Below are 26,354 nucleotides of genomic sequence, written 5' to 3'. Positions count from 1 at the left end.
GCCTTTTTCAAGATTCGGAGTCGTCTGATATGGGCGGCCGGGGCAAGGGGATATCGTTTGTCAGCACACGCTCTGATAAAGGAAAACCCCATGACTCCTCATCGCGATATTACCGACGAAGAATGGCAGCGCGTGATGCTGCTGCTGCCCGAATTGCGTCCTCGTTCCGAATTGCGCGGCCGGCCGCTCGCCAATACGCGTTCGGTGCTCAACGGCGTGCTGTGGGTCATGTATAGCGGCGCGACGTGGTCGGCCATGCCGCGCCGCTACCCGTCGTACCAAACCTGCCACCGCCGTTTCAAGACCTGGCACGACAACGGCGTGCTCAAGCGCATCATGGCCGAGCTGTTCGGCGAAGAAGGCGTGTCGCTGTGCGACACCATCGAAGCGCGCATGCGCAAGCACGCTACGCGTGCGGAAAAGGCCGCGCGCCGTCAGGACGCCCCGCGCAGCGTGCCGCGCAATTCGCCGTTCGTGCCGCAAACCACGACGCCCAGCGCCGCACAGCCGTTTAACTATCCGGTGTTCCGTCACACGGCCTGAACCGGCTAGGGTGCTTGCCGGTGGGTTGCCCCATACGGTGAACGCCGGCATCAAGCTCGTATCGGCTTGACGCAGTGGTCGTAAAAGCATCGGCGTAAAAAAACCGCCGGCCGAAGCGTATCGCTCGCTTCGGCCGGCTATCGCTTCCGCGTACTACTCTGGTGCTGCCTCCAGTACTGCCTCTCAGGTTCGCGCTTTTATCCCGCTTATATCCTTCGGTCTGCAAAACGTTCCGGCGCCAGTGCCGGGATTTACTGCTGGCGTACCCACGTCTGCGAGCGGCCGAGCAAGGCAATGCCCAGATAGCCGCGCACTTCGAGCTTCTGGCCGCCGTCTTCCAGGTGCATCTTGCAGCGGTACACCTTGCCGTTTTCCGGGTCGAGAATGTGCCCGTCGTCCCAGCCGTCGCCGGTCTTTTTCATGCCGTCGATGATCGTCATGCCGAGTATCAACTGATCCTTGCGCGAATCCGTGCAAGCCGTGCAGCGCCGGTCGGGCTGATCGTTGGCGCCAAGCCCCTTGATGACCTTGCCGTCCAGATTGCCGCTGCCGTCGTCGCTGATTTTCACGAGCGCCTTGGGCTGGCCCGTATGATCGTCGACCGTTTGCCACACGCCTACTGGCGAATCCGTTTGCGCGTGCGCCGCAACCGTGCCCGCGAGCAGCACGCTCGCGAGCGCCGCGCGGCACGCGGCCCGGCTCAGGAAACCGTTCATGTCGTCCTCCACTGATGTTGTTTGTGATGGCGATGCAGCCCATGCGATGCGACGCGCGTCGTGGCGCGCGGCGTCGCACGGTCAGGGCAGGATACTGGAAAGCACCGCGCGCGTTTGAGAGGAGGGCCTCTAGTCGGGCGAACGAGCGAGCGCGGGCACGTCAATTGAGCTGATACGAGAATGTGGCGTTCACGCGCGGGCTGCGCGACGGACTTTCGACGGGCGCATCGGCGAGCGCTTTCGCGACCGAGAGATCGAGGCTGTAGTACTTGCCGTCCGAAATCCGCAAGCCGATCGACGCCGAGGACAGGCGCGAAGGCGAGGGCGTGCCCGCATGGAGGTACACGCGCGCCATGTCGAACGAAACGTAAGGCGTGAGCGTTTGCAGCCACGCATGACCGAGCGCGAACGGATGATTGAGTTCGATCGACGCGCCCCAGCCCGAATCGCCCGACGCCTCGCCGGGCTGATAGCCGTTTGCAAAGCGCTGCGCGCCGAAGGCGATCTGCTCCGAAGTCGGCAGCGAGACTGCGCTGAACTGGCCCGTCACGGCAAACGCCGTGCCGAAGCCGAGCGGCCAGTCGTTGGTCTGCGAGAACGACGCGTTGGTGCGCACGAAATTCAGCGAGACCGGATTCGCGAGCGTCAGTCCCGCGATATTCGTATCCGCGCCTTTCGACGCGCCGAGAATATTGAATGCCTTGGCGATCGCAACGCTCGCCTTGCGCACCTGGCCCGGCTTGACTTCGGCGTAATCGGCCTGTAACTGCAAGACGCGCACCTGCGATGTCTCGCCATACTGAAGCCCGTTGATGGTGTTGCGGTAGCGGTCCTCGTCGTGCGCCGCGTATGCGCTCACGGTGCCCACCACGCTGCGCGTGTTGCTGAGCAGCAGCGGGTACGAAAGCGCGCCCGTGATCTTGTCGCTGATGACGGTGCGCTCGACGTACGAGGGCAGCCCCGGGTTGTCGACGGGATTGCCGCGATAGTGCGTGGCGTCGACCTTGGCCGTAAGCCCGTCGCTCGCGATCGGCACTGCCGCGTGCGCCGCCAGATACGTGATGTTGTCGCGGCCCTTCGGCAGCAACGCCGAAAAGCTCAGTTGCTCGCCGAACGGCGTGAGGCCGTTCTCGGTGAGCGTGAGCAGGCCCTGCACGCCCGGATGATTGAAGTCGATGCCGGTGCTCACGTCGAATGCCTTGTGCTGCGCGTCGAGTTCGAGCGTGGTCGCGCCGTCGGTGCTCGTGGGCGGCGGCACGTTCGCCGATACTTTCAGCCCCGGCAGCAGCCCCAGCACGTTGATATCGCGCTGGAACGTGGCCGTGCGCAGCGGCCGGTCCGCGACGATGTGCGCGGCGATCGCGCGTATCTTGTCCTCGAGCGCGCCGGGCTTGCCCGTGATCTTCACGTTCGACACATAGCCTTCGACGACCGTGATGCGCACGACGCCATCGGCGAAATCCTGCGCGGGCACGAACGCGAACGACAGCGCGTAACCGCGTTCCTGATACAGCCTGGTCACGCCGTTCGCGGTCTCGATCAGCTCGCCGATGGTGATGTCGCGATGCGCGAGCGGCGCGAAGCGTTTCGCCACCTCGTCGAACGGAATCGACTTCACGCCTTCCACCTTGAACGTCGACGGCGTGATGTGCGTGGCGAGCAGTTGCTGAAGCTGCGGCGCCTGCGGTTGCACCTGCACGCTCACGCTCGGCGCTTTTTGCGGCGCATTGATCTGCGGCAGCGCGTCGAGCGGATTGCCGCCCAGCGGATTGCCGCCCACCGTGTTGCTGCCTGTTACCGGCCGGTTCTGCGCGAAAGCCGTCCCCGTCAATTCCGCGCTCACGACAATCCCCGTCGCAGCGAGCGCGACCCAACCTGCATATCGGCGTTTCATCGTACTGCCCTCGGACTCTTGGGCGATGCGCGCCAGCGCTCTCTCATGCGCCGGCGCGACCACCTCTTTTGCCGCCTTTCCGGCGGTCTGTGGGCTCCCTGATTGCCCGTCGTTTCAATGCTGCGTACTGCGAACGATCTACCGCTACGCCGTCGCGCGGGCGCCGAACCTGGCCGTCGCGATGCGCGACTCTCGCGCTTTGCTGCCTTCTGCCTTTTGCCTTCTGCTTGCTGCGTGCTTCCCTGCCTGCGGATGCCGCCTGTTTGCGCGCTGCCGCCGCACCAGGGTTACTTGCGCAACAGGCCGCTTAGCAGTCCTCCCGAGGTGGTCGTGTTTCCGGTCGCGCCCGAGGTTGCGCTCGAAGTTGCGCCCAGCGCGCCCGTCACCGAGCCGACCAGACCCGTGACCGGTTGCAGAAGGCCCGTCGCGCCGCTCGTGAGCGGCGTGGCCGAAGCCGTCGTGGTGGCGGCGCCGTTCGCGGCGAGGGATGCGGCCGGCGTCGGTTTGCCGATCGCAACGGTACCCGAAAGCAGCACGCCGACCACCGGTACGCCCGTGAGCGTGCCGCCGGACGATGCGCCCGAGCCGCCCGTCACCGCGCCGAGCCCGAGACCTGGAAGCGCGGACGTGAGCGGCGCGAGCGGGCTGGCCGAGCCGCTCGGCGGACCGTTCGCGACCGCGACGTTGTTGCTGCCGACGAGACTCGTGATCAAGCCGGCAATGGGCGCGGCGCCGTTCGGACCGTTCGGGTTCACGAGTCCGCCCGCGTTCGTCACCGTGTTGCCGAGCGCACCCGCGAGCGTGCCGACGTCGGCGCCGAGCGGGGCCAGCGCCGTCGTCGCGCCGCCAAGGCCGCTCGTGCCCGGCACCGAGACCGGCAGCAGCGAGGCGAGGCCGCCGGGCGCGCTGGCCGTGCCGCCGCCCGCCGCCGTGGCGACTTGCGCGCCCGCCGACTTCAATGCGCCGCCGACTTGCGAAAGCAGTCCGGAAACCGGCGTGCCCAAGCCCGTCGCGGTGCCCACTTGCTGCGTGAGCAGCCCGGCGGACGTGACGATCGGCGTGATCGCGCTGCTTACGGGCTGCGTGATCTGCTGCACGGGTGCCGAGGCGAGCGCGTTGCCCAGCGTCTGGCCGCCCGCGTCGACGGCTTGGGCGGTCTGGCCGAGCAGCGAGGCGACCGGCGTCGTGACCGGCGACAAAGCCGAAAGCTGGCCGGTGCCGAGGCCGCCCACCGTGGTCGACAATCCGCCGACGACGCCGCTCGTCGCGCTCACGACGTTGCCCAGCCCGGCCACCGTCGTGCCGACCGGATTCGCCGTGGTGCCGGTCTGGCCGAGGCCGCTTGCGACCGCGTTCGAGAGCGCGCCGACGACGCCGCCCGTGCTCGACACCGTGGCGCCGAGTCCCTTCGTGACCTGGCCGTCGACGCCCGGCAGCGAAGCCGAGCCGATCGCGTTGCCGAGGTCGGTCGCGGCTTTCGCCACCGTGCCGACGACGCCCGTCGTGCCCGTCGCGGTCGTGCTGCCGGTGCCGCCGGTGCTGCCGTTGCCGCCGCCGTTGTCGCCCGTGGTCGCGGTGCCGCCGCCATCGCCGCCCGTCGTACCCGTGGTGCCGCTGGTGCCGGTGCTGCCGCCCATCGAGGCCGTCGGCGGCGTGTAGCTGCTGCCGCCGCAGGCGGCGAGGGTGCAGGCGACGGCGCCCGCGAGCGCCGTGAAGCGCAGTCCGCGCATGAGCGCGCCCGATCGGTCCTGAATCGCCGTGCTGGATTGGCTGGACATGGTTAGGTCTCCTCGAGATGGGATCGCAGGGTTATTTCTTCAGGCCGCCCAGCAGGCCGCCGACGAGCGAGGTGACGCCCGCGAGCGGACCCGCCGCGCCGCTGCCGGCGCCGCCGCTCGACGAGACGAGGGCGATGCCGGGCGTGGCCGTGCCGCCCGGATTCGACGCGCTGCCGCCGGGCGCCGAGGTCTTGCCGGCCGTGACAGTTGCGCCCGCACCGACCGAAGCGCCGATGCCGCCCGCGCCGCCCGGGCCGCTCACGCCGCCCACGGCGTTGGCCGCGCCGTTGACCACGCTCGCGACGAGCCCTGTGACGGGGGCGAGCGGCCCGGTGCTGCCCCCGGTTGCGGCGGTGAGCGCGCTGGTCGCCGAGGTGAGGGCGGTGGTGACGGGCGCGAGCGGGCTCTTGCCGCTCGCCGTGCCGGTCGTGCCGGTCGTGCCCGCGCTCAGGCCGAGGCCGGCGACGAGTCCGACACCGCCCGGCGTGCCGGTGGCGCCGGTGCTGCCCGTTATGCCGCCGAGAATGCCGGTGACCGGTGCAAGCGGATTCGCGCCGCCGGCGTTGCCGCCCGTCAGCAGGTTGCCGGCGGTGGCGACGGTCGTGCCCGTATCGCTGACGAGGTTGCCCACGCCCGACGTGACCGGGTTGTTGCCGCCGCTTTGCGCGACGAGTGCGCCGCCTTTCTGGAGGCCGCCGCCGAGCGTCTGGAGCAGACCCGCCACAGGCGTGCCGACGCCGGTTGTGTTGCCGATCGTTTGCGTGGTGGCTGCGAGCGTCGACGTGATCGGCGTGATGGCCGTGCTCAGTTGCTGCGTGACTTGCTGAACCGGGCCGGTGGAAAGCGCGGTGGTGAGCGAATTGCCCGCGTTGGATACCGCGCCGCCGACCGTGCCGACGGTCGAGCCGAGCGGCGAAGTGAGCGCGGCGAGCGGCGCGAGCGGGCCGCTGCCGAGGCTCGTCACGAGCTGGCCGGTGCTGGTCACCGCCTTGCCCGCGTCGCTCACGACGCCGCCCGTGCTCGACAGCGTGGTGCCGACCGGGTCGCTGCTGGCGCCCAGTTGGCCGAGGCCTTGCGAGACGCCGGTGCCGAGCGTGGAGACCGCCGCGCCGAGGTTTTGCACGATGCCGCCGGCGGCTTGCGTCGTCTGCGTGCTCACACCGGGCAGCGACTGACCCGCGACCACGCTGCCGATGCCGGAAACCGCCGCGCCCGCGTCGTTCACCACGGTTCCCGCCGCGTGGGCGACCTGGCCGACCGCGTTCGCCGCGACGGTCGAGCCGCCGCCGTTGCCCGAGCCGTTGCCGTTGCCGCTGCCGTTGCCGCCGCCGTTGCCGTTATCGCCGGTGGTCGTTCCGCTTCCCGTGCCAGTGCCGCTGCCGCTGCCCGTACCCGTGCCCGTGCCGTCGCCGGTGGAGCCGGTGGTCGTGCCGCCGCTGCCGCCCGAACCGGTGTCGCCCGAGGCGCCGCTGCCCGAACCCGTGGTGCCGCCGCTCGTTTGCAGCGCGCCGCCGCTGCCCGTGCCGCTGCTGAGCGATCCCGAGCCGCCGCAAGCGCTCAGGGCGAGCGCGGTGGCGACGCCGGCGGTGATCAGCGTGAGTCGTGTTACGTCCTTGAATTGCGGATGCTTCATGATGCCCTCGTCTCGTATGCGTGTTATGTGTTGTGGTCGACCTGCGCATGCCTATCTGCAACAGATGTGCCAATTCGAAACGAGGAGGGTGGCCGCGAGCGGCCCGAATCGCGGCAACAGTGCGCCGCCCAAGCGTTAGCAAGCGTTTCGCAGTGCCGTTCATCAAACGGTGCCCGACGCGAATTCGCGAGCGTTGCATCGCGAGGTGCGTGACGTCACGTAACGCGATGCGCGTGACGTTACGCCGGCTCGCGTAACGACCATCATGCGCAATGAATCGCGACGAAGCCGCGCCGCTGAAAAGCGTGCGAGGACAACGAAAAATCATGGTTTGCCCGGATAAACTGCGAGAGCGAGATGCCGATAATTCACGTACAGATGCGGCGATTGCGTAAAAAGTTTGTTACGCTATCGACCACACACCAATGAGCCGGGCGTATGCATCGCGAGGGGATCGCATACGACTCGGCCAGTTCGTAGGCGGGCTGTCATGGCAGCTCCCGCGCGGATGGACCGGATACGTTAGCGATCGTGCGTGCAGCATGGGCGCATGAAGAGAGCCGGCGTAGATCAGCGTTAATGCGAAATAAGAGAGAGAGGGCCGTAAAATGAAAAAGATTTTCCTTCACTTCGTGAAGTCGGAAGACGGTGTCACCGCACTCGAATACGGGCTTATTGCGGGCGTCATCGCACTCGCCATCGGGTCGACGGTGGTCACGTTGGGTAGCAATCTCACCAACGTGTTTTCAAGTATTTCCAGCACCGTTTCGCAGACCATTCCTGCGAAGGCGGCAACTCCAGCCAATTAATAACGATTAAGCGGCTTCCCGCTTCATTCGCCATTTAGGATCGCGAAGCAATCCGTCACCGACGCCGGCCGCGCAAACGGCCCGCGCGGGGAGCGCTCGCGCCTGACGCGATGACTACCTACCTTCTTGGCTGCCTCGCGTTCGCCGCGTGGGCGGCGGCCGTTGCCGTGTGCGACGTCCGTTCGCGTCGCGTGCCCAACGCGCTCGTGCTGGCGGGCTTCGTCGCCGCGCTGGCCGCGGCGTGCGCACGCGCGGGCCCGTTGCACATCGACACCGGTGCGGCGCTGCTTGCGGCCGCGCTGGGCTTCGTCGCGCTGCTGCCGTTTTATCTGCTGCGCGTGATGGGCGCCGCCGACGTGAAGGTGTTCGCCGTGCTCGGCGCCTGGTGCGGAAAGGAGGCGCTGGTCGCGCTGTGGCTCGTGGCCAGCATCGCCGCGCTCGTGCATGTGCTGGCCCTGCTGATCGCGACGCACGCGCGACGCCCGCGTAGCGGCGACGGCCGGCGCGCGCGCGTGATCACCGTGGGTGCGCGGCGCGCCACGCCGTACGCAACCTGCCTCACCGCGCCGGCGCTCGCATGGCTCATATTGCAACTTGTCGCCGGAGGCATGCGGTGAACGGCCGATCCAACCGAACGCGCCGGCAGCGGCAACGCGGCAACGCGGCGATCGAATTCGCCCTTGTGTTTCCGATCTTCTTCCTGATTCTTTACGCGATCGTCACGTACAGCATGGTGTTTCTGGTCCAGCAAAGTTTGACCGCCGCGGCGGGCGAGGGCGCGCGCGCCGCGCTTGCCTACAGCAGCGGCACCGACGCCACGGCCGCGCTCGGCGCGCGCGCCGCGCAGGCATGCCAGCGTGCGCTTGCCGTGGTGAACTGGCTGCCCGGCGCGGCCGCCACGGCGCCTGGCAGTCCTACGAGTTGCACGCATGAAGTGAACATGGCGCCCGCCGGTTGCACCGACAACCCGAACATGGACTGCATTCAGGTCACGCTGACCTACGCGTACGGCATGAAGCCGCTCGTCCCCGATCTGCCTTTGCTCGATCTCGTGATTCCCGCGTCGCTGACCGGCCAGGCCACGGTGCAGATCGACCCGGAGAATCTGTTGTGACACGCATGAACGTTTCTTCTCCCGCCATGATGCCGATGGCGTATTGCGCAAAGGATTGCCGATGGCCAACCTGACGAAGGTATTCGCAGGACTCCTGATCGCCGCGGCGCTCGTGCTTGGCGTGCTCGCGTGGATGCTCGCGCGCCGCGAGCCGCCCGCGCCCGCCGTGGCGCAACCGGTGGCGGGCGCGACCCAGGCGCTCACGCCCGTCGTCGTCGCGGTCCGCACGCTCACGGCAGGCGAGCCGATTCCCGCCGACGCGCTGCGCGTCAAGCCGCTGCCCATTCGTCCGCCGGGCTCGTTCAGCGACGCGGGCCTGATCGTCGGGCGCGTGCCGCTCGCGAGCGTCGCCGCCGACACGCCCGTGCTCGATTCGCAACTCACTTCGAGTCTTGCCGCGAGCCTCGCGCCGGGCGAGCGCGCGGTGGCCGTGCGCGTCGACGAAACCAATGCCGTGGGCAACCAGTTGCGGCCCGGCAATTTCGTCGACGTGTTCTTCACGCTGCGCCGTGACGGCGCGGGCGCGGTGGCGGGCGGCGAGATCGCGCGCACGCAAACCCGCTTGCTGGTTTCGAAGGCACGCGTGCTGATATTCGGCAATCCTGACGATGACGGCAAGACGCGCACGGCGCAGCGCACGAGCAGCTTCGGCACGCAAAATCCCGCGCCGCGCACGGCCGTGCTCGCGGTGCCGCTCGCCGACATCGACACGCTCACGCTCGCGCAAAGCCAGGGGCAGTTGCTGCTCGCGCTGCGCAATCCGACCGATCCCGACGCGCTCGATGCGTCGGCGTTCGGACCGCCGCCCGGCGTGCTGAAAGTGGTCGCGCGCGGCGGGGCGCAACCATCCGCCTCGACCCAGGCGGCCGCGGGCGTCGCGCTGGAGCAGCTCGCGGGCGGCAATGCGCATGCGCCGGTGCAGCGCGTCGCGAACGCGTCGGCGGGCGCGTCGCGCGGCAACGCGGGCGGCAGCCTGGAAGTGATACGGGGCGGCCGGGCCGAGCGCGTGGCGTGGTGATCCCTCCGGCGGCGTGCGGCGCGCCGCCCCGCAAGCGCCGCAACGTGGGATTCGATCGGGCAATGACATAACAGCAAGCATGCAAAACAACATGACGATAACGAGGATGGCGGCCTGCGCCGTCGCCGCGGCGATATGCGCGGGCGTGCCGGGAACCGCCGCCGTGCGCGGCGCGTGGGCCGCGCCGCCGGTGCAGAAAGCGCCAACGGGGATTAGCGATGCGGCGGCCATGCCGTCCACCATCGACATCACGGTGGGCGAGCAGCGCACGCTGCCCGTACCCGGTTCGCTCGCGCGCGTGGCGGTGGGCGACCCCGGCGTGGCCGACGTGCTGGTGGTGCGCGGCGACCGGCGCGGCGGCCTGCTGCTCGTCGGCAAGGGCGCGGGCACGACCAGCGTGATGCTGTGGGAAGGCGCCGGCGAGCCGCGCACGCTCACCGTCAACGTGACGACGCCCGCCGCGCGCGCCTTGCTGGGAAGCGACACGCCGGGCGTCAAGGTGCTCGGCGATACCGCGCTCGTGACCGGCAGCACGCCGACGATGGAACGCCATCAGCGCGCCGTCGCGGCCGCGCGCGGCTCGCTCGGCGCGGGCGGCAAGAACGCGAACGGCGCCGCCGTGCTCGACACCTCGACGATCGCCACGCGTTCCGTGGTGCAGGTGGACGTGCGCGTGGTGGAGTTCAGCCGCTCGGTGCTCAAGCAGATCGGTTTCAACTTCTTTCGCCAGAACAACGGTTTTTCGTTCGGCTCGTTCGGGCCCACGTCGCTCGCGCCGGGCGCGAACAACACGGCGGCTTCGACGGCGCTCAACGGCATCACGCCGATTTCCTCGGCGTTCAACCTGGTGTTCTCGTCGGTGTCGCACGGCTTGTTCGCCGATCTGAGCCTCATGGAATCCAACAATCTCGCGCGCGTGCTTGCGGAGCCCACGCTGGTCGCGCTCTCGGGGCAAAGCGCGAGCTTTCTCGCGGGCGGCGAGATTCCCGTGCCGGTGCCCGAAGGGCTCGGCACCACGTCGATCGAATACAAGCCGTACGGCATCGGCCTGTCGCTCACGCCGACGGTGCTCTCGCCGCAGCGCATCGCGCTGAAGGTCGCGCCCGAGGCGAGCCAGCTCGACTTCGCCAACGCGGTGACGATCAGCGGCGTTTCGGTGCCCGGCATCACGACGCGCCGCGCCGAAACGACCGTCGAACTGGGCGACGGCGAAAGCTTCGTGATCGGCGGCCTGATCGACCGCGAGACCGCCGCGAACGTCAGCAAGGTGCCGCTGCTCGGCGACCTGCCCGTGATCGGCGCGTTCTTCAAGCAGATGAACTATCAGCAGAACGACCGCGAGCTCGTGATCATCGTCACGCCGCATCTGGTTTCGCCGCTTGCGAAGGACGCGAAGCTGCCGTCCACGCCCGGCGAGCAGTCCGAGCAGCGCAACGCGCCCGTGTGGCGTTCGTTGCTGGGCGGCGCGGCGTCGGGCGACGCGGTGCCGGGGTTTTCGCAGTGAGCGCGCGCACGGCCATGCGGGCGACATCAGCGCAGCAGAAGGGGAGGCAGGATGAACGCGAGAACGCACACGCCGCCGCAAGCGACGGCCATGCCCGCTGAGCGCGCCGCCGCGCCCGCCGCGGGCGCCGATTCGTTCGTGTTCGCCTCGGCGAGCGAGGCCAACGCGCGCTGGCTCGCGCGCGCGCTCGCGCCGGCGGGGCAGGTGGAAACGGTGGGCCTCGAAGCGCCGCTGGCCGCGCAGCGCATCGCCGCGAACATCGCCCAGCAGATGCCGCCGCTCTTGCTCGTCGATTTTTCGCAAGGGCGCGCGGCCGCCGCGAGCGCCGTGGCCGCCGCGGCGCACACGAGCTTCGCGGGCTTGCAGGTGATTGCCGTGGGCACGCTGGCCGAACCGGAAAGCGCGCTCGCGGCCTTGCGCGCGGGCGTGCGCGATTTCGTCGATACCGCGGGCGACGCCGCCGACGCGCTGCGCATCGTGCGCCAGGTGCTCGACAACCGCATCGAGCCGGTGAGCCGCTACGGCGGCCTGACCGTGCTGCTCGGCGCACGCGCGGGCGTGGGCGTGACGACGCTCGCGGTGCATCTGGGCGCGCTGCTCGCGCGCAAGGGCGCGGCCGGCAAGCGTCAGACGGCGCTGCTCGATCTCGGTCTGCCCGCGGGCGATGGCGCGCTCATGCTCAACACGCCCGAAGGCTTCGGCTTCGTCGAGGCCGTGCGCAACCTGCGCCGCTTCGACCAGACCTTCGTGCATACCGCGCTCGGGCGCCACGCGAGCGGGCTTGCGCTCACCACGCTGCCCGCCGATCTCGGGGCGCTGCGCGAAGTCTCGTATCAGGGTGCGGTGGCGCTGCTCGCGCGGCTGCGCGCTTTTTTCGACCAGCAGATCGCCGATCTTGGCGGCTTCACGAACGCCGAATTCGTCGCGCAGATCGTGCAGTCCGCCGACGAAGCGTGGCTCGTGTGCGACCAGAACGTGGCGTCCATCGTGGCGGCGGCGCGTCAGATCGAGGCGTTGCGCGAAGGCGGCGTGGATCTCGCGAACCTGCGGCTCGTGCTCAACCAGCACGAAGCCGGGCTCGATCCCGCGCCCGCGCAAATCGCCGCGCGCCTCGGCGTCGAACTCGCGGCCGTGCTGCCCGCGCGCCGCGTCGCGCTGTGCCAAGCCGTGAACCGCGCCGAACTGCTGATCGACACCGCGCCGCGCGACCCGTACGTGCGCGCGCTCGAAACGCTGGTTGCGCGGCTCGAAGGCGCGCACGCGGACACGCGCGCGCCGGACGACGCCCGAGGGCCGAAGGGTCCGCGCGGGCTCGACGCGCTCAAGCGCTTTTTCCCACCTTCATCGAAGCGTTCGTAGATCATGGCCGATAACATCGAGTTTGCCGACGACGCGCCGCTGTTCGCGCATAGCCAGCAATTCCAGGACATCAAGAACGCGGCGCACGAACATCTGCTCACGCGCATCGAGGAACTGGGCGCCGAATTCGGCCGCTGGTCGCGCCACGCGATCAACCAGTTCGTCGATCTGGAGATGGACAGTTTCGTGCGGCTGCGCCACATCCCGATCAACGAGCGCGAGGTGCGCGCGATCGCCGAGGCGCTCACCAAGGAACTCGCGGGCTTCGGGCCGATCGAGGATCTGCTCGGCGACCCGGCGGTGGAGGACATTCTCATCAACGGCTATAGCGACGTGTACGTGTCGCGCCACGGCATTCTCGCGAAGATTCCCGTGCGCTTCTCCGACAACGGGCACCTGCTGCGCATCGTGCGCCGCATTCTCGCGCCGATCGGCCGTCGTCTCGACGAATCGAATCCGATGGTCGACGCGCGCCTGCCCGACGGCGGCCGCATCAACGTGGTGATCGAGCCGCTTTCGCTCGCGGGCCCGATCGTCTCGATCCGCAAGTTCCGCAAGGACCCGCTGCGCCCCGACGACCTGATCGGCAACGGCACGTTCGGCGCGGAGATCGGCGCGCTGTTCGAGGCGGCCGTGCAGGCGCGCTGCAATATTCTCGTTTCGGGCGGCACGAGTTCGGGCAAGACGTCGCTCCTCAACGCGCTCGCGTTCCATATTCCCGAAGTGGAGCGCGTGGTGACGATCGAGGACACGGCGGAACTGTCGCTCAATCATCCGCACGTGGTGCGGCTCGAAAGCCGTCCGGGCGGCTTCGACGGTTCCGGCGTGGTGACGATTCGCGATCTGTTGCGCAATACGCTGCGCATGCGGCCCGACCGCATCATCGTGGGCGAAGTGCGCGGCGGCGAAGTGCTCGAAATGCTCCAGGCGATGAACACGGGCCACGACGGCTCGATGGCGACGGTGCATGCGAGTTCGCCGCGCGAGTGTTTGTACCGGCTCGAAATGCTCGCGGGCTTCGCGGGGTTTCAGGGCACCGAAAACAGCTTGCGCCGCCAGATCGCCAATGCCGTCGATTTCATCGTGCAGATCGGGCGGTTGTCCAACGGCCGTCGCCGGATCATTTCGGTGACCGAAGTGACCGGGCTCTCGGACAACATCATCGCGACGCAGGAACTCTATCGCTACGAGCCGGTGACGACGCCCGAAGGCGAGGAACTGGACCGCTGGGAATCGCTCGGCATTCATCCGCATTCGCCGAAGCTCGCGCGGTTTCGCCAGGCGCTGGCCGGGTCGATGAACGCCTCGGCGAACTTCGGCTTTCGCGGCGGGCGTGACGGAGGGTTCAATGTCTAGCGTGATCGCGCTGTTCGCGGCGTTCGCGTTGCTGCTGGCGGCCGCGGGGCTGCTGCTGTGGCGGCGCGCGCAGTTGCGGGTGGCGCGCGAGCGCGTGACGCGCGTCGTCGATCAGCGCGTGGCGGCGGGCGCGGGCGCCGTGGCGGCGCAACCGTCGGCCGCGATGGCGGCGGCGTTGCGCGGCGGCGCGGCCATGCCGGCTCCGGGGCGCGGGCCGGCCGGATCGGCGTCGATGGGGGCTACGGGCGCGGCATTTTCCTCGCCGATGTCGACATCGACAGCATCGGCATCGGCAAACCGCGCCGCCGGCCGCTTGCGCGCGCGCCTCACGCTCGCCGTGCAGCACGCGATGAGCCGCGCCGGCATCGCGGACGCGCGCAAGCCCGCGCTCGTGATCGGCCTGTTCGCGTGCGTGGCGGCGCTTTGGGCCTGGCGCTTCGGCGGCGCGCCGGCGGTGCTGGTCGTGCTCGCGGCGCTCGCCTGCGCCGTCGCGTTCGCGCTTTCGTTGCGCGCGCAACGACGCCGCGCGCGGCTCGTCGTGCAACTGCCTTCGTTTCTCGACGGCATCGTGCGGCTCATCGTGCTCGGCAACAGCGTGCCCGCCGCGTTTCAGGCCGCGCTGCTCACGACCGAGGCGCCGCTGCGCGAATGCCTCGATCACGTTTCGCACATGCTGCGCTCGGGCGTGGAAATCGACCGCGCGCTGCATCAGGTGTCGCTCGTGTACCGCGCGCGCGAACTCGAACTCGTGGGCGCCGTGCTGCGGCTTTCGGTGCGCTACGGCGGCCGCGCGGACGTGATGCTCGAACGCATGGCCACGTTCATGCGCGACCTCGAGCAGGCGCAGCGCGAACTGTCGGCGATGTCGGCGGAAACGCGGCTTTCCGCCTGGGTGCTCGCGCTGCTGCCGTTTTTGATCGGCGGCTTTCTCATCGTGGCGAATCCCGCTTATTTCGCGTCGATGTGGAACGACCGGTCGGGCCGCGAACTCGTCTGGGCCGCGCTCGGCTTGCAGGCGACGGGCGCGTTGCTGCTGTACCGGCTCACGCGCTTGCGAGGCGTGCTGTGAGCCCCGCGCAACTCGGCGCGCTCGCGCTCGTATTGGCCGCGCTCGGCGTTGCGCTGTTCGCCGCGCTCGCGTGCCTGCGTCTTGCGGCGGCGCGGCGCACCACGCGCACGCTCGAGGACGCGTTGCTGGCGCAGGCCGCCGCGAGCGACGCGCGCGCGGCGGCCATGCGCGCGGTCATGGCTTGCGCGGCGCCGGCTTCGGCTGGATCGGCTTCGGTTGGATCGGCGGCCGGCGGTGCGGACTCGCCCGCGCGCGCATCCGGGGCACCCAGGGCGCCGGGCGCGCCGGGTGTGCTCGAGCGCCTCGCGCGCGTGGGCGCGCGCTGGCTCGAAACGCCGTTCGGCAAGCTGGCCGTGGCCGAGGAGGACCGGCGACTGCTCGACCGCTGCGGATACACGGACGCGCGCTCGCGCAGCCTCTTTCTGGTCGCGCGGCTCGTCACGGCGATCCTGTTTGCCGCCGCGCTCGCGGGGTTCGTGAATGCGCGTGCGAGCCAGCATCCGCTGGTATGGACAGGCGCGGGGCTCCTCGCCGGTTTTCTCGCGCCGAAGCTGTTGCTGCGTCGGCGCGCGGCCGCGCGCCTCGACGACGTTGCCGACGAATTGCCGATGCTCGTCGATTTGCTGCGGCTGCTGCAAGGCGTCGGCTTGTCGCTCGATCAAAGCGTGCAGGTGCTGCTTAACGAATTCCGCAACGTCCTGCCCGTGCTCGGCCAGGAACTGGAGATCGCGCAACGCCAGTTCGTGGCGGGGCGCACGCGCGAGCAGTCGCTGCAACGCATGGCGACGATCTACGAGAACGAGGACCTGCGCGCCGTGATCCGCCTGCTCGTGCAGGTCGACCGGCACGGCGGCGCGGTGCAGGAGCCGCTGCGGCAATTCGGCGACCGCTTGCGCGAACTGCGGCGCGCGACGCTGCGCGAGCGCGTGGGCCGCGTGACGGTCAAGATGACGGGTGTGATGGTGCTGACGCTGCTGCCCGCGCTGCTGATCGCCACCGCGGGGCCAGGCATCATCGCCGTGATGCATTCGCTTTCCTCGATTCCCATACGACACTGAATCTGGCACTGAACCCGGCATTGAACTTGGCACTGAACCCGGCACTGAACCTGGCTACGACGATGCATTCACGACATCTCCCCGACACTCGACCTCGCGCGCGCGGCCTTGCGCCCGCGCTCACGAACGCGGTGCTGCTTGCCGCGTTTGCCGCGCTGTTGCCGCTGGGCGCTTGCGCGACCAGGAACGGCTACGGCGTCGGCGAGCAGGCGCAGGCCGAGCAGCAGATGCGCGCCGCCGCGCAGGAACCCGCGCCCGACACGCCCGGCATGTATCTCGGGCTGATCGAGCGCATGCAAGGCGAGGGGCTTTATTACGCGTCGCTCGCGCATATCGACGCCTACGAGCGCCAGTACGGCGCGAGCCCGCAATCGATCCTGCTGCGCGCCGACGCGTTGCGCGCGACCGGACAGAGCGCCGCGAGCGCGGCGGCTTACGCGCAACTCGCGGGCACGCCGCTCGAAGGGCGCGGCCATCGCGGGCTCGGGCTGCTCGCGGGCGGCGCGGGCGATTTCCGCAAAGCGGCGCAGGAACTCGCGGCGGCGTCCGCGCTCGCGCCCACCGACGCGGCCACGCTCTCCGATCTCGGCTACGCACTGCTGCGCGACGGCGAGGTGCCCGCCGCGCGCGTGCCGCTTCTGAAGGCGATCGAACTCGACGCGCATAACCCGCGCATCGTGGCGAACGTCGCGCTGTATCTCGTCGCGAGCGGCGACGCGGGCGGCGCGCGCAGTCTGATGACGCAACAGAATTTGCCCGCCGAAACGCGCGCGGCCGTCGAACGCGACGCGCGCAAGATCGCGCAGGCAAGGCGCACGCGCGAGGTGTCGGAGTTGCCGCCGCCGGAGGCGCCCGCGTTGCCGCATGCATCGGCGAAAGTCGTCGATGCGAACGGGATCGGCGGCTGGAGCGGCGTGGGGCAAGGGCGTCTCGTCGCGCGCCTGACGCAGTGACGCGAAAAAAAACCGACATGCAGAAGGGGAACGACGTGAGGGGAACGACATGAAACCGCAGATGCGCGATATTGCGCGCCGCATGAATCGCGCACGCTGGCATGCGCCGCTTGCCGCAGCGCTTGCCGCCATGGGCGCCGCGCTGTTCGCGGGCGCCGCCTGCGCGCAACAGGAAGCCCAACAGAGCGCGCAGCAGAACGTCCAACAGAGCGCGCAGCAGAGCGCCCAGCAGAACGCCCAACAGAGCGCGCAGCAGAACGCCCAACAGAACGCCCAACAGAACGCCCAACAGAACGCCCAACAGAACGCCAGGCAGGAAGCTCCGCGCGAACCCGCTGCGACGGCGAGCGAAGTCGGCCATTCGGCGCGCGCGTGGCTCGCGCTCCAACGCAGCAACGCGCAGGCGGCGCCCGCCCAGCCCATGCTCGGCGCCGAAGCGGGTTACGCCTACGACCGTTACCTCAACTCGTTCAAGACGCCGATTCCGACGAGCTTCGGCTCGTCGGTGCAATCGGGCGCGGCGGGCTCGGGCAGCGGCGCGGGCGGCGGCGCGGGCAGCGCGCAAACCGGCGGCGCCTACTGAGATGAGCGGGCCGGCACGCACCCTGTTCCCGCACTCGCGTCGCGGCTCGCGGGCTTCCTTGCGCCGGCGCGCGCAAGGCTCCATCGCCGTGATGGCGACGCTCGCCATCGTGCTCGCGGTGGCGGCGCTGGGCGTGCTCGATCTGGCGAATCTCTACAGCGCGCGGCGCTCGCTTCAGAATGTCGCCGATCTCGCGGCGCTCGCGGCCGCGCAGCAGATGGACGATAGCTGCGCGCAGCCCACGGCAACGGCCACGGCCAACGCGGCGACCAACGGTTTCGTCGCGCAGGCGGGCACGCGCTCGCTCTCGGTCGTCTGCGGGCGCTGGGACCAGAGCGGCCAGCAAGCGGCCAATCCTCCGGCCATGAGCTTCACGCCGAACGGCGCGACGCCCTGGAACGGCGTGGCCGTGATGGCGACGAACACGGTGCCGTACTTCTTCGCCGGACCCGCGCGCACGATCAGCGCAAGCGCGACGGCGCAAGCCACGGTGGTCGGCGCGTTCTCGCTCGCCACCACGCTCGTGCAGGCGAATCTGCTCAACGGGCTGCTCAGCTCGCTGCTCGGCACCTCGGTCAAGCTCGATCTGGTGTCGTGGAACGGCATCGCCAACGCCAACATCAAGGTTGCCGATCTCGCGGCCGTCGCCACCGACGCCGGCACCGTCGACGGCCTGCTCGACGCGCAGGCCAACGTGAGCCGCATCGCCACACTCGTCGCGAGCGCGGTGCAGAACGACGGCGCGCTCACGGCCGACGTGCAGGCTGCCGTCGCGGGCCTGAACCTCGCCGCCACGGCGGCGGCGAAGCAAGACACGAAGATCGCGCTCGCGAGCCGGACGGGCGCGCCCGCGCTGCTGTCGCTCGGGCTCGCGAACGCGCAGTCGGCGGCCAACGCGACCGTGAACGCCTTGCAGATGCTGATCGTCGCGGCCGAGATCGCGCAGGCGGGCAAGCCGCCGGTGAGCGTGCAGCTCGATCTGACGCAATGGCCGGCGCTGAGCAGCGTGCTTTCGGCGGGGGTGTCGCTGGGCGTGAACGTGCTGTCGCCGCCGACGATCGCGGTGGGCGAGGCCGGCCCCAATCCGCCGAATCCGCCGCCTTGGCGCACCGAGGCGCATAACGCGCAGATTGTCGTGCAGCTCACGCTCGATCTCGGCAAGACGTCGCTGGTCGGTCTGGTGGGCGACGTGCAGTTGCCGCTCTACGTGGAAGTGGCGCAGGCCACGGCCGGGCTCGATTCGGCGCAATGCGCGCCGACGCGTGAGGACAGCCGCATGGCGATCACCGTGCAGCCCGGCATCGCCAATCTGTGCGTGGGTACGCCGGGCACGCCGGCCACCCTCACGGAAGGACAGTGCAGCGGTTCGGCCGCGCCGATCCTCAGCGTGGTCGGCAGCACGCTGGCCGTGAACGGTTCGCTGTCGTTGCCGCTCGTGAGCCCGCAAACGGCCCATCTGACCTTCGACGGCAACGGCGCCGCGCTCGACGGCAATTCGGCCAATACCAACGCGATCGGCGGCGCGCTCGCCAACGGCCTCGCTTCCGCGGTCAATCAGCTTTCGCAGGGCACGTTGCAGGTGACGCTGTTCGGGCAGCCCGTGTCGCTCGCGAAGCCGCTCAATCTGCTCGGCCTCGGCTCGCTGCTCGGCTTGCTCGGGATCGGCAAAACGGTCAACGATCTGGTAAGCGGCGTGCTCAACACCGTTCTCACCGCGCTGTCCGGCACGGTGCTCAACGCGCTCGACACGCTGGTGATCGAGCCGTTGCTGCAACTGCTCGGCGTGCAGGCGGGCGTGGCCGACGTCAGCGCGTTTGCGCTGACGTGCGGCGTCGCGCAACTCGTTCAATAGCACTAACCGAAAGTCACACGATGCGAACCACTACCCCCATCGAGGAACTCGACCTCTACGTTTGGGAAGGCAAGGCCGATATTGTCGAGCGCATCGCGCGCTGCATGGCGAGTCTCGATGTGGAGGTGATCCGCGCCGACGACACCGCCGTCTCCGCGCAGCGCATGGCGGCGCGCGCGTCGATCGCCGTGGTGAGCGTGAGCGCCATCGACGCGGGCGCGCTCGTGCTGCGCGAATGGCAGGCCACTCACGGCATGCCCGTGATCTGGGTGGGCGCGGCGCCGCGCGACAACGATCCGGCCATGTATCCGGCCGAATATTCGTACATCCTGCCGCTCGACTTCACGTGCGCCGAATTGCGCGGGCTCGTGACGAAGCTCGTGCTCCAGTTGCGCGCGCATTCCGCGCAGACCGCGGCCGCCGACGCGCTCGTGGCCGAATCGGAGCCCATGCGCGCGCTCATGCGCGAGATCGAAACCTTCGCCGACTGCGACACGAGCGTGCTCGTGCACGGCGAAACCGGCACGGGCAAGGAGCGCATCGCGGAGCTTCTGCATCGCAAGCACAGCCGCTACGGCGCGGGGCCGTTCGTCGCCGTGAACTGCGGCGCGATTCCCGACGGGCTGTTCGAGTCGCTCTTTTTCGGCCACGCGAAGGGCTCGTTCACGGGCGCCGCGCTCGCGCACAAGGGCTACTTCGAGCAGGCCGACGGCGGCACGCTCTTTCTCGACGAAATCGGCGATCTGCCGCTCTATCAGCAGGTCAAGCTGCTGCGCGTGCTGGAGGACGGCACGGTCACGCGCATCGGCTCCGCGACGCCGATGAAGGTCGATTTCCGGCTCGTGGCCGCGACCAACCGGCAATTGCCGCAGCTCGTGAAGGAGGGCGGTTTCCGCGCCGATCTCTACTACCGGCTCGCCGTGATCGAGCTGATCGTGCCGTCGCTCGAGGAGCGCGGCGCCGTCGACAAGATCGCGCTGTTCAAGGCGTTCGTTTCGACCGTGGTGGGCACGGAACGACTCGCGGCGCTGCCAGAACTGCCATACTGGCTTGCCGACTCGGTGGCGGCGATGCGCTTTCCCGGCAACGTGCGCGAGCTGCGCAACCTGGCCGAGCGCATCGGCGTGACGGTGCGGCAAACCGGCAGTTGGGACGCGACGCGCCTGCGCCGCTTGCTGGCGGGCGCGCTGGGCGCGCAGGCGAGCACGGGCGCCGATGCGCTCGCGCCCGTCGTCGACCGCAGCAAATGGGACATGGCCGAGCGCAGCCGCCTGCTCGCGGCGCTCGACCAGAACGGCTGGCGGCGCAAGGACACGGCGCAATTTCTGGGTATCAGCCGCAAGGTGCTATGGGAAAAAATCCGCAAATATCAAATTTTCGACGAGGAGCCCGAAACGCGCGAAACTGAGTAATAATTGTGCCGATTTGTAAAAATTAGAACGGTTCAAGCAGAAACTATGAACGACAACTGGAGAGTTCGGCGGATCGCCCTGGCGGTCCTGGTGTCGGTGGGGGGAATGGGCACGGGCTGCGCACAGACCTCGGCGACACAAATGCAACCTGCTGTGCCGGTCGCCGCGAGCGCCGCGCCATCGCCCGACAGCGCGGGCGCCGCCGCGGTGCAGGAGACCCAGGCCGGGGCGGCGCAGCCGTTGCCGGGCAGTCAGTCGGCAACGGCGCTCACGCCCGACGAGGCGAAGCAGAACGCCGCCGGCAACGTGGCGGAGCTGCAACGCATGATTCGCGGCTCGGAGCTGAACGAGCTGCGCACGACCTACAACGGCACCTACGGCGCGAGCCTGCTGTTCTACGGCAAGGAAATGACGTACTACGTGGCGCTGTTCCAGAACAAGACGTTCTGGCGCGTGATCAAGACGGTCGACGAAACGCGCGCCGAGGCGATCTATCGCGGTTTCGCGGCGAAATCGGCGCAGCTCGCGGAAGTGGAGATTCGCCGCACGCGTCTGGAAGCGCAGAAGGCGTACACGAATCATCTGATCGAGATCACGCAGGACCGCGCGAACCGGCTCCAGGCCGATCTCACGGTGGCGCGCCAGCAGCAGGCCGTGGTGGCGAACCAGCAGAAGCAGACGAGCGAGCAGGCCAACGCGCTGCAAGCGGAAAAGACGGCGGCGCAGGATCAATTGCGCGCGGTGCAGCGCCAGGTGACCGAACTGCAACGCCAGGTGGAAGGCGGGTTGCCCACACGCTGATTGAAGCGGGCGCTTCAATACGAAAGGCGGAACGTCGAAGGGCGTTCCGCCTTTTTTTCATGCCGATGCCGATGCCGATGTTGATGCCGATGCCGGAGCGAGCGGCGTGCGCTTCAACGCTTGCCGTGGCGATGCGTTTCGCCGTGCTTGCGCGTTTCGTCGGCGGGCGCGGGCGGAGGGGGCGACGGGTCGATGGAAATCGGATCGCTGGCCGGAAAGGTCTCTTCGAGCGCTTCGTCGAGCGGATCTTGCTGCGGCGTTTGCGAAGGGTTCGGCTTGGATGCGCTCATGGCAGTCTCCCGTTGCGTAAGTGACTCGTCCGTCAGAATAACGCAAAGACCGGAACGCTGATGGCGAAGCGCGAAGCGGATTTCCCGATCCAGCGGAACGTGTGCCGCGCGTGAGGCAAACGGGCGCGCAACAGCGCGCCCGTGCGGGAAGCCGGCTGCGAACGCGAGCCGGCGTTGGGAGGCAGCCGGCGTTTAGTGGTTGCCCGAGCCGTCGTTGCCGTTGCCGTTGCCGCCGTTGTTCACGGCGCCGTACAAACGGCGGCGGCGCGTGACCACCACTGGGCCGTCCGAGGAGGACGAGGGCGACGAAGGCCGCTCGCCGCGCTCGGGACGCTCGCCCGAGGGCGACGACCACGCGTCGCGCGGTTCGCGCGGCTCTCTGGACTCGCGCGGGCCGTGGCCGCCATGCGTGCCGTGAGCGCCGTGCGGCCCGCGGCTCGTGTGCTCGCCGTGCGAACCGCGGCTGCCGCCGCCGGGGCGCGGACCGGGACGCGTGCCCGTGTCGAGCTGAATGGTGGAAATGGCGCGCTTGTAAATGCCTTGCAGGCCGACGGGCGTGCGCAGCATCACCAGGTACTGATCGAACGACTCGATGCATCCGGTCAGGCGAATGCCGTTGACCAGATAAATCTCGACGCGCTTTCTTTCCTTTCGCGCGGCGTTCATGAAGTCGTTTTGCGGGTGCGATTCTGCGGAAGGCATGGACTAGATTTGGCCAGGCGGCGCAATGCCGCAATCAGTTGGAAACGTTTGCTCGCCGCGATTCTACCCTGTGCGGTCGAACCGCGCGTGCAGCGGGAGCAGCTTGATATCGAACTATACCGGGTCGCGACCACGGTCGCAGGTTCGCAGAAGTAACACATCGTTGCGCGCTTCGTCGATGGCCGCCGCGAGCGGCGCGGCCGGGCGAGGCACTTCGACGTCGCTCCGACGTCGCTCCGATGTTGCGCGGATGTCGTTCGGTTGGCTTCGACGAAACAGTTTGCCGCTGCTTTGGCGCGCTACGCCACCGGTTAAATCCGCCGATCAACGCCACCTGGCGCCATGAAAAAAACGCGTCAATTCACGCCGCCCTCGCTAACGTGACAGATCGACGCACGCGCGTTGCCTCGGCATTGCTTTACAGCGTAGCGCATGACGGCGCGCCGTGCTCGGTTCAATTGCACCTCGGCGCCTTTGGCCTGCATTTTTCTTGAGGCGCTTAAGGTCTTATCGGCGATTTTCCCTGTTTGCGCGCGGCGTTCCGTGCGCCCGCGCACAAGCGGCGCCGCTCGCTCGTGCGAGTTTGCATACGTACGCGAGGGTCTTCGTCTGCGCAAAAGCGCTGCCCGCAGGCAATGATGCGCGCTGCTGCGTTATCGCGCGAAAAGCGCGCCACGCACACGGCAACGCCGCGCACCTCGACAACGGGCGCCGACGTGGCCTGCGCCGTGCGGCGCAGCGGTATCCGGCGGAAGCGGCCGCGTCGGACGAAACTCGTCTTCGACGCATGCGGCGCGCTCGGCGGCAAAGCCGGGCAGCGGCGATGCCGGATCAAAAACGGTAATCGGGATTGCTCGCGTCGAAGGTGAACGCGTCGAACGTTTTCGGTTCGATGTGCTCGATCACCACGTCCTCGATCAGGCGGCCCGCGCCGTCGTACGACTGCACGGTGCGAAACCACGGATGCCGCAAATCGAGCCCGAGCGTTTCGCGGCTGGCGGGCAGGCCGCTCGCGTCGGCGGGCGCGTCCCAGGTGAGCGCGACCACGCGCACGCCGTCGCGCGTTTGAACGGCGACCTGCGACGGCTTCGCGGCGCCCGAGTCGGCAAGGCGCGGAAAGTCGGCGAGAAACTGGCGCGCGATCGATTCGGTGCCGAGATCTGTCAGCCGATGATGCGATTGCGAACGTGCGAACGCGCCGTCGAGCCGCGTCCACATCGACACCACGCCGAACACGCCGCCCGCGTGGCCGTACATCGCGTCGCCGCGCCGCGCCGCATCGTAGAGCACTTCCTGGCCCGCGTGCGCGCCGTCGGGCAGCCAGCGCGCGTAGAGCCGCAGCGGGTCGTGCGCGAGCCGCACGAGCACGTGATCGGGCGTTTTCGGCCAGCGTCCGCCGATGCGTTCGCGATGCCGCATCGTGAATTCGCACGCGTCGTAGCCGTTCGGCCCGGCCGCGATGTAGCGCACGAGCGCGCGCGGATCGAGCGAGGCGAAGAGGGCGACGAGCTTCGTGTCTTCGAGTTGCGCGAGCGTGTCGTCGCGCGCGGCGCGCTGGAGCCAGCGCACCTGATCGTCGACGGCGAGCGCGCCGACGGCGGTCGATGGCACGGTGGCGGCTTCTTGTTGCGCGATGCCGGCCGCCATCGTCGCCGTCGCCATCGTCGCCGTCGCCGTCGCCGTTTCTGGCGTCACGGCCAAAATCGTAAGGATGACGAAAAGAATCCAGCATCGCGCGCCCGGCGCGACCGGACGCGAAAGCCAGCAAACCCACGGGGGGCGAAACATCATCGGCAAGTTCTCCCGCGTGCGCCGGCGGTTGCGAAACGTCCGCGCGCGAGCCCTAAGGCTTTCGCGCGCCGACCTCTCGTCAACGTTTCACGAGGGCGTTTTCTTCCCTGCGCCGGCGAGCGTTGCGCCGGTTTTGGCGATTTCCTCGTCGCGCAGCTCGCGGCGCAGGATCTTGCCGATGTTGGTCTGCGGCAGCGTGGCGCGAAACTCCACGAGGCGCGGCACCTTGTAGCCGGTGAGATGTTCGCGGCAAAACGCGATCACGGCTTGCTCGGTGAGCGCCGGATCGCGCTTCACCACGAACACTTTCACGCGCTCGCCCTGGCGTTCGTCGGGCACGCCCACGGCCGCCGCCTCGCGCACGCCGGGATGCATCGTCAGCACGTCCTCGATTTCGTTCGGGTAGACGTTGAAGCCCGAGACCAGAATCATGTCCTTCTTGCGGTCGATCAGGCGAATGAAGCCGCGCGCGTCCATCACGCCGATGTCGCCGGTCGCGAACCAGCCGCCCTCGACGAACGCCTTCGCGGTTTCGTCGGGGCGGTTCCAGTAGCCGCGCATCACCTGCGGGCCTTGCACGCAAATTTCGCCCGTTTCGCCGATGCCGGCCCACGTGCCGTCGTCGCGGCGCAGGCGCACCTGGGTGGAGGGCGCGGGCAGGCCGATCGAGCCCGCGAATTCCGCGAGATGCGCGAGATCGACGGGATTCATCGCGACGATCGGCGAGCATTCGGTGAGGCCGTAGCCTTCCACGATGGGTTTGCCCGTCACGGCGCGAAAGCGTTCGGCCACGGCGTGCTGGGTCGCCATGCCGCCGGCCATCGCGAGCTTGAGGCCGGAGAAGTCGCGCGCGCGAAAGGCCTCGTTGTCGAGCAGGGCCGCGTAGAGCGTGTTCACCGCGCTGATGCAACTGAAGGTTTCGTGGCGCAGGATTTTCATCACGCGCTTCATGTCGCGCGGATTCGCGATGAGAATGTTGCGTCCGCCGAGCGCCATGAAGATGAACGCGTTGAGGGTGAGCGAATAGATGTGATAGAGCGGCAGCGGCGTGAGCACCGTTTCGGCGCGCGCGGGGACGTTGTCGTTGTTGTTGCCGTTCGCGTTATCGTCGTCGCCGTCGAACTGCGTGCCGACCCACGCCTTTGCCTGCAACACGTTCGCAAGCACGTTGCCGTGCGTGAGCATCGCGCCTTTCGCGACGCCGGTGGTGCCGCCCGTGTACTGGAGAAAGGCGAGATCGTCGGCTTGCGTGGTCACGGGCGCACGCGGTTCGCGCGCGCCGCGTTCGAGCGCATCGGCGAGCCGCACCGCTTGCGGCAACGCGTAAGGCGGCACCATCTTCTTCACATGGCGCAGCATGAAGTTGATGAAGCGGCCCTTGAGATTCAGCCCTTCGCCGAGCAGGTCGCCGAGCGCCGTCACCACGACGTGCTCCACGCGCGTTCCCGGCAGCGCTTTTTGCAGCGTGGCCGCGAAATTCTCGAACACGACGATGGCGCGCGCGCCGCTGTCTTTCAACTGATGCGCGAGTTCGCGCGCGGTGTAGAGCGGATTCACGTTGACGACCACGGCGCCCGCCTTGAGCGCGCCGAACAGCGCAACGGGATATTGAAGCGTGTTGGGCAGCATGATCGCCACGCGCTCGCCGGGCGCGACGCCCACGTTCTGGAGCCACGACGCGAACGCCGTGGCCTTGCGCGCGAGCGTGCCGTAGGTCATTGGCGAGCCGGCGCTCACGTAGGCGACGCGCTCGCGAAAGCGCGTGGTGCAATCGTCGAAGAAACGCGCGAGCGAGGTGTGGACGTCGAGGTCGATTTCGTGCGGCACGCCCGGCGGATACGAGGCGTACCAGATGCCGTCGGTGTTGGGCGCGGCGAGGTGCCCGGTAGCGGCCCCGGTAGCGGCCCCGGTAGCGGCGTGCGGCGCCGGCGCGGCGGCCGGACGGGGAAGCGGCGTATCGCTCATGCGGGTGCTCCGGGCAGGGCATGATCGACATCATGCCGCGTCGCGCGCGGCGCGGGCAACAGGTGTTACCCGCAAAGGCGCGCGCGGCCTGCGCGAGTGGCCCGCGCGAGCGACACCTCCCGGCGCGAAAAACGAAAAAGGCCGTGCGGGCGAA

The 26,354-nt window shown here is 68.8% G+C and carries 23 protein-coding genes; 15 read left to right on the top strand and 8 right to left on the bottom strand.

Annotated features, from left to right (window positions below; all coding sequences use genetic code 11):
- Nucleotides 1–90: 90 nt before the first annotated feature.
- Nucleotides 91–543: a transposase gene (locus U5805_RS03175; RefSeq protein ID WP_322101979.1), complete on the top strand. Its 453-nt coding sequence runs from the start codon at nucleotides 91–93 to the stop codon at nucleotides 541–543.
- A gap of 251 nt (nucleotides 544–794) precedes the next feature.
- On the opposite strand, the gene U5805_RS03170 is transcribed toward U5805_RS03175, so the two are convergent.
- The 4 genes from U5805_RS03170 to U5805_RS03155 all read right to left on the bottom strand — a co-directional run bounded on the left by U5805_RS03170 (nucleotide 795) and on the right by U5805_RS03155 (nucleotide 6,564).
- On the bottom strand, nucleotides 795–1,259 hold the full coding sequence (locus U5805_RS03170; RefSeq protein ID WP_322101978.1) for a DUF2147 domain-containing protein: 465 nt from the start codon (nucleotides 1,257–1,259) through the stop codon (nucleotides 795–797).
- 160 nt (nucleotides 1,260–1,419) lie between these two features.
- Nucleotides 1,420–3,153: a ShlB/FhaC/HecB family hemolysin secretion/activation protein gene (locus U5805_RS03165; RefSeq protein WP_322101977.1), complete on the bottom strand. Its 1,734-nt coding sequence runs from the start codon at nucleotides 3,151–3,153 to the stop codon at nucleotides 1,420–1,422.
- A gap of 287 nt (nucleotides 3,154–3,440) precedes the next feature.
- A complete protein-coding gene (locus U5805_RS03160) occupies nucleotides 3,441–4,931 on the bottom strand; it encodes a collagen-like triple helix repeat-containing protein (protein WP_415914525.1) in 1,491 nt (496 codons plus the stop codon).
- A gap of 31 nt (nucleotides 4,932–4,962) precedes the next feature.
- Nucleotides 4,963–6,564 (bottom strand): collagen-like triple helix repeat-containing protein, encoded by a 1,602-nt coding sequence (locus U5805_RS03155; protein WP_322101976.1) that lies wholly within the window; start codon nucleotides 6,562–6,564, stop codon nucleotides 4,963–4,965.
- A gap of 608 nt (nucleotides 6,565–7,172) precedes the next feature.
- On the opposite strand from U5805_RS03155, the gene U5805_RS03150 reads away from it, so the two are divergent.
- The 14 genes from U5805_RS03150 to U5805_RS03085 all read left to right on the top strand — a co-directional run bounded on the left by U5805_RS03150 (nucleotide 7,173) and on the right by U5805_RS03085 (nucleotide 21,452).
- Nucleotides 7,173–7,373 carry a Flp family type IVb pilin gene (locus U5805_RS03150; RefSeq protein ID WP_322101975.1) on the top strand — a complete coding sequence of 67 codons (201 nt, stop codon included), beginning with the start codon at nucleotides 7,173–7,175 and terminating at the stop codon, nucleotides 7,371–7,373.
- 110 nt (nucleotides 7,374–7,483) lie between these two features.
- A complete protein-coding gene (locus U5805_RS03145; RefSeq protein WP_322101974.1) occupies nucleotides 7,484–7,990 on the top strand; it encodes a prepilin peptidase in 507 nt (168 codons plus the stop codon).
- Nucleotides 7,987–8,487 (top strand): TadE family protein, encoded by a 501-nt coding sequence (locus U5805_RS03140; protein ID WP_322101973.1) that lies wholly within the window; start codon nucleotides 7,987–7,989, stop codon nucleotides 8,485–8,487. The genes U5805_RS03145 and U5805_RS03140 overlap by 4 nt, the downstream gene beginning before the upstream one ends.
- 61 nt (nucleotides 8,488–8,548) lie before the next feature.
- Nucleotides 8,549–9,505, top strand: coding sequence for a Flp pilus assembly protein CpaB (gene cpaB, locus U5805_RS03135; protein ID WP_322101972.1), 957 nt, complete (start codon nucleotides 8,549–8,551; stop codon nucleotides 9,503–9,505).
- 91 nt (nucleotides 9,506–9,596) lie between these two features.
- Complete coding sequence (locus U5805_RS03130) at nucleotides 9,597–11,009, top strand: type II and III secretion system protein family protein (RefSeq protein ID WP_415914524.1); 1,413 nt, start codon at nucleotides 9,597–9,599, stop codon at nucleotides 11,007–11,009.
- 51 nt (nucleotides 11,010–11,060) lie between these two features.
- Nucleotides 11,061–12,368, top strand: a complete 1,308-nt coding sequence (locus U5805_RS03125) for a fimbrial protein (protein WP_415914523.1) — start codon at nucleotides 11,061–11,063, stop codon at nucleotides 12,366–12,368.
- 3 nt (nucleotides 12,369–12,371) lie between these two features.
- Complete coding sequence (locus tag U5805_RS03120; protein ID WP_322101971.1) at nucleotides 12,372–13,724, top strand: CpaF family protein; 1,353 nt, start codon at nucleotides 12,372–12,374, stop codon at nucleotides 13,722–13,724.
- Complete coding sequence (locus U5805_RS03115) at nucleotides 13,717–14,793, top strand: type II secretion system F family protein (RefSeq protein ID WP_322101970.1); 1,077 nt, start codon at nucleotides 13,717–13,719, stop codon at nucleotides 14,791–14,793. Before U5805_RS03120 ends, U5805_RS03115 begins: the two co-directional genes overlap by 8 nt.
- Nucleotides 14,794–14,825: 32 nt before the next feature.
- Nucleotides 14,826–15,851 (top strand): type II secretion system F family protein, encoded by a 1,026-nt coding sequence (locus tag U5805_RS03110; RefSeq protein WP_415914530.1) that lies wholly within the window; start codon nucleotides 14,826–14,828, stop codon nucleotides 15,849–15,851.
- Between the two features lie 62 nt (nucleotides 15,852–15,913).
- The gene (locus tag U5805_RS03105) at nucleotides 15,914–16,804 is read left to right on the top strand and encodes a pilus assembly protein (protein ID WP_322101968.1); all 891 of its coding nucleotides are present in this window, start codon (nucleotides 15,914–15,916) and stop codon (nucleotides 16,802–16,804) included.
- A 49-nt stretch (nucleotides 16,805–16,853) separates the two neighbouring features.
- Nucleotides 16,854–17,387, top strand: coding sequence for a DUF3613 domain-containing protein (locus tag U5805_RS03100; RefSeq protein ID WP_322101967.1), 534 nt, complete (start codon nucleotides 16,854–16,856; stop codon nucleotides 17,385–17,387).
- A 1-nt stretch (nucleotide 17,388) separates the two neighbouring features.
- Nucleotides 17,389–19,239, top strand: a complete 1,851-nt coding sequence (locus tag U5805_RS03095; RefSeq protein ID WP_322101966.1) for a TadG family pilus assembly protein — start codon at nucleotides 17,389–17,391, stop codon at nucleotides 19,237–19,239.
- Nucleotides 19,240–19,259: 20 nt separating this feature from the next.
- Nucleotides 19,260–20,651, top strand: a complete 1,392-nt coding sequence (locus U5805_RS03090; protein WP_322101965.1) for a sigma-54 dependent transcriptional regulator — start codon at nucleotides 19,260–19,262, stop codon at nucleotides 20,649–20,651.
- A 45-nt stretch (nucleotides 20,652–20,696) separates the two neighbouring features.
- Nucleotides 20,697–21,452, top strand: coding sequence for a DUF2968 domain-containing protein (locus U5805_RS03085; RefSeq protein WP_322101964.1), 756 nt, complete (start codon nucleotides 20,697–20,699; stop codon nucleotides 21,450–21,452).
- A gap of 113 nt (nucleotides 21,453–21,565) precedes the next feature.
- On the opposite strand, the gene U5805_RS03080 is transcribed toward U5805_RS03085, so the two are convergent.
- From U5805_RS03080 to U5805_RS03065, 4 genes are all read right to left on the bottom strand, one after another.
- Nucleotides 21,566–21,742: a hypothetical protein gene (locus U5805_RS03080; RefSeq protein ID WP_322101963.1), complete on the bottom strand. Its 177-nt coding sequence runs from the start codon at nucleotides 21,740–21,742 to the stop codon at nucleotides 21,566–21,568.
- A 192-nt stretch (nucleotides 21,743–21,934) separates the two neighbouring features.
- Nucleotides 21,935–22,444: an RNA chaperone Hfq gene (hfq, locus tag U5805_RS03075; protein ID WP_322101962.1), complete on the bottom strand. Its 510-nt coding sequence runs from the start codon at nucleotides 22,442–22,444 to the stop codon at nucleotides 21,935–21,937.
- An 831-nt stretch (nucleotides 22,445–23,275) separates the two neighbouring features.
- The gene (locus U5805_RS03070) at nucleotides 23,276–24,139 is read right to left on the bottom strand and encodes a DUF1571 domain-containing protein (protein WP_322101961.1); all 864 of its coding nucleotides are present in this window, start codon (nucleotides 24,137–24,139) and stop codon (nucleotides 23,276–23,278) included.
- 183 nt (nucleotides 24,140–24,322) lie between these two features.
- Entirely contained in the window at nucleotides 24,323–26,200 is a 1,878-nt protein-coding gene (locus U5805_RS03065; protein ID WP_322101960.1) for an AMP-binding protein, read from the bottom strand.
- Between the last annotated feature and the right edge of the window lie 154 nt (nucleotides 26,201–26,354).

This window comes from Paraburkholderia sp. J41 (assembly GCF_905220235.1).
Taxonomy (GTDB): Bacteria; Pseudomonadota; Gammaproteobacteria; order Burkholderiales; family Burkholderiaceae; genus Paraburkholderia.
Note: the sequence above shows the minus strand (reverse complement) of the source record. Positions and strands in the feature narration are given on the sequence as shown.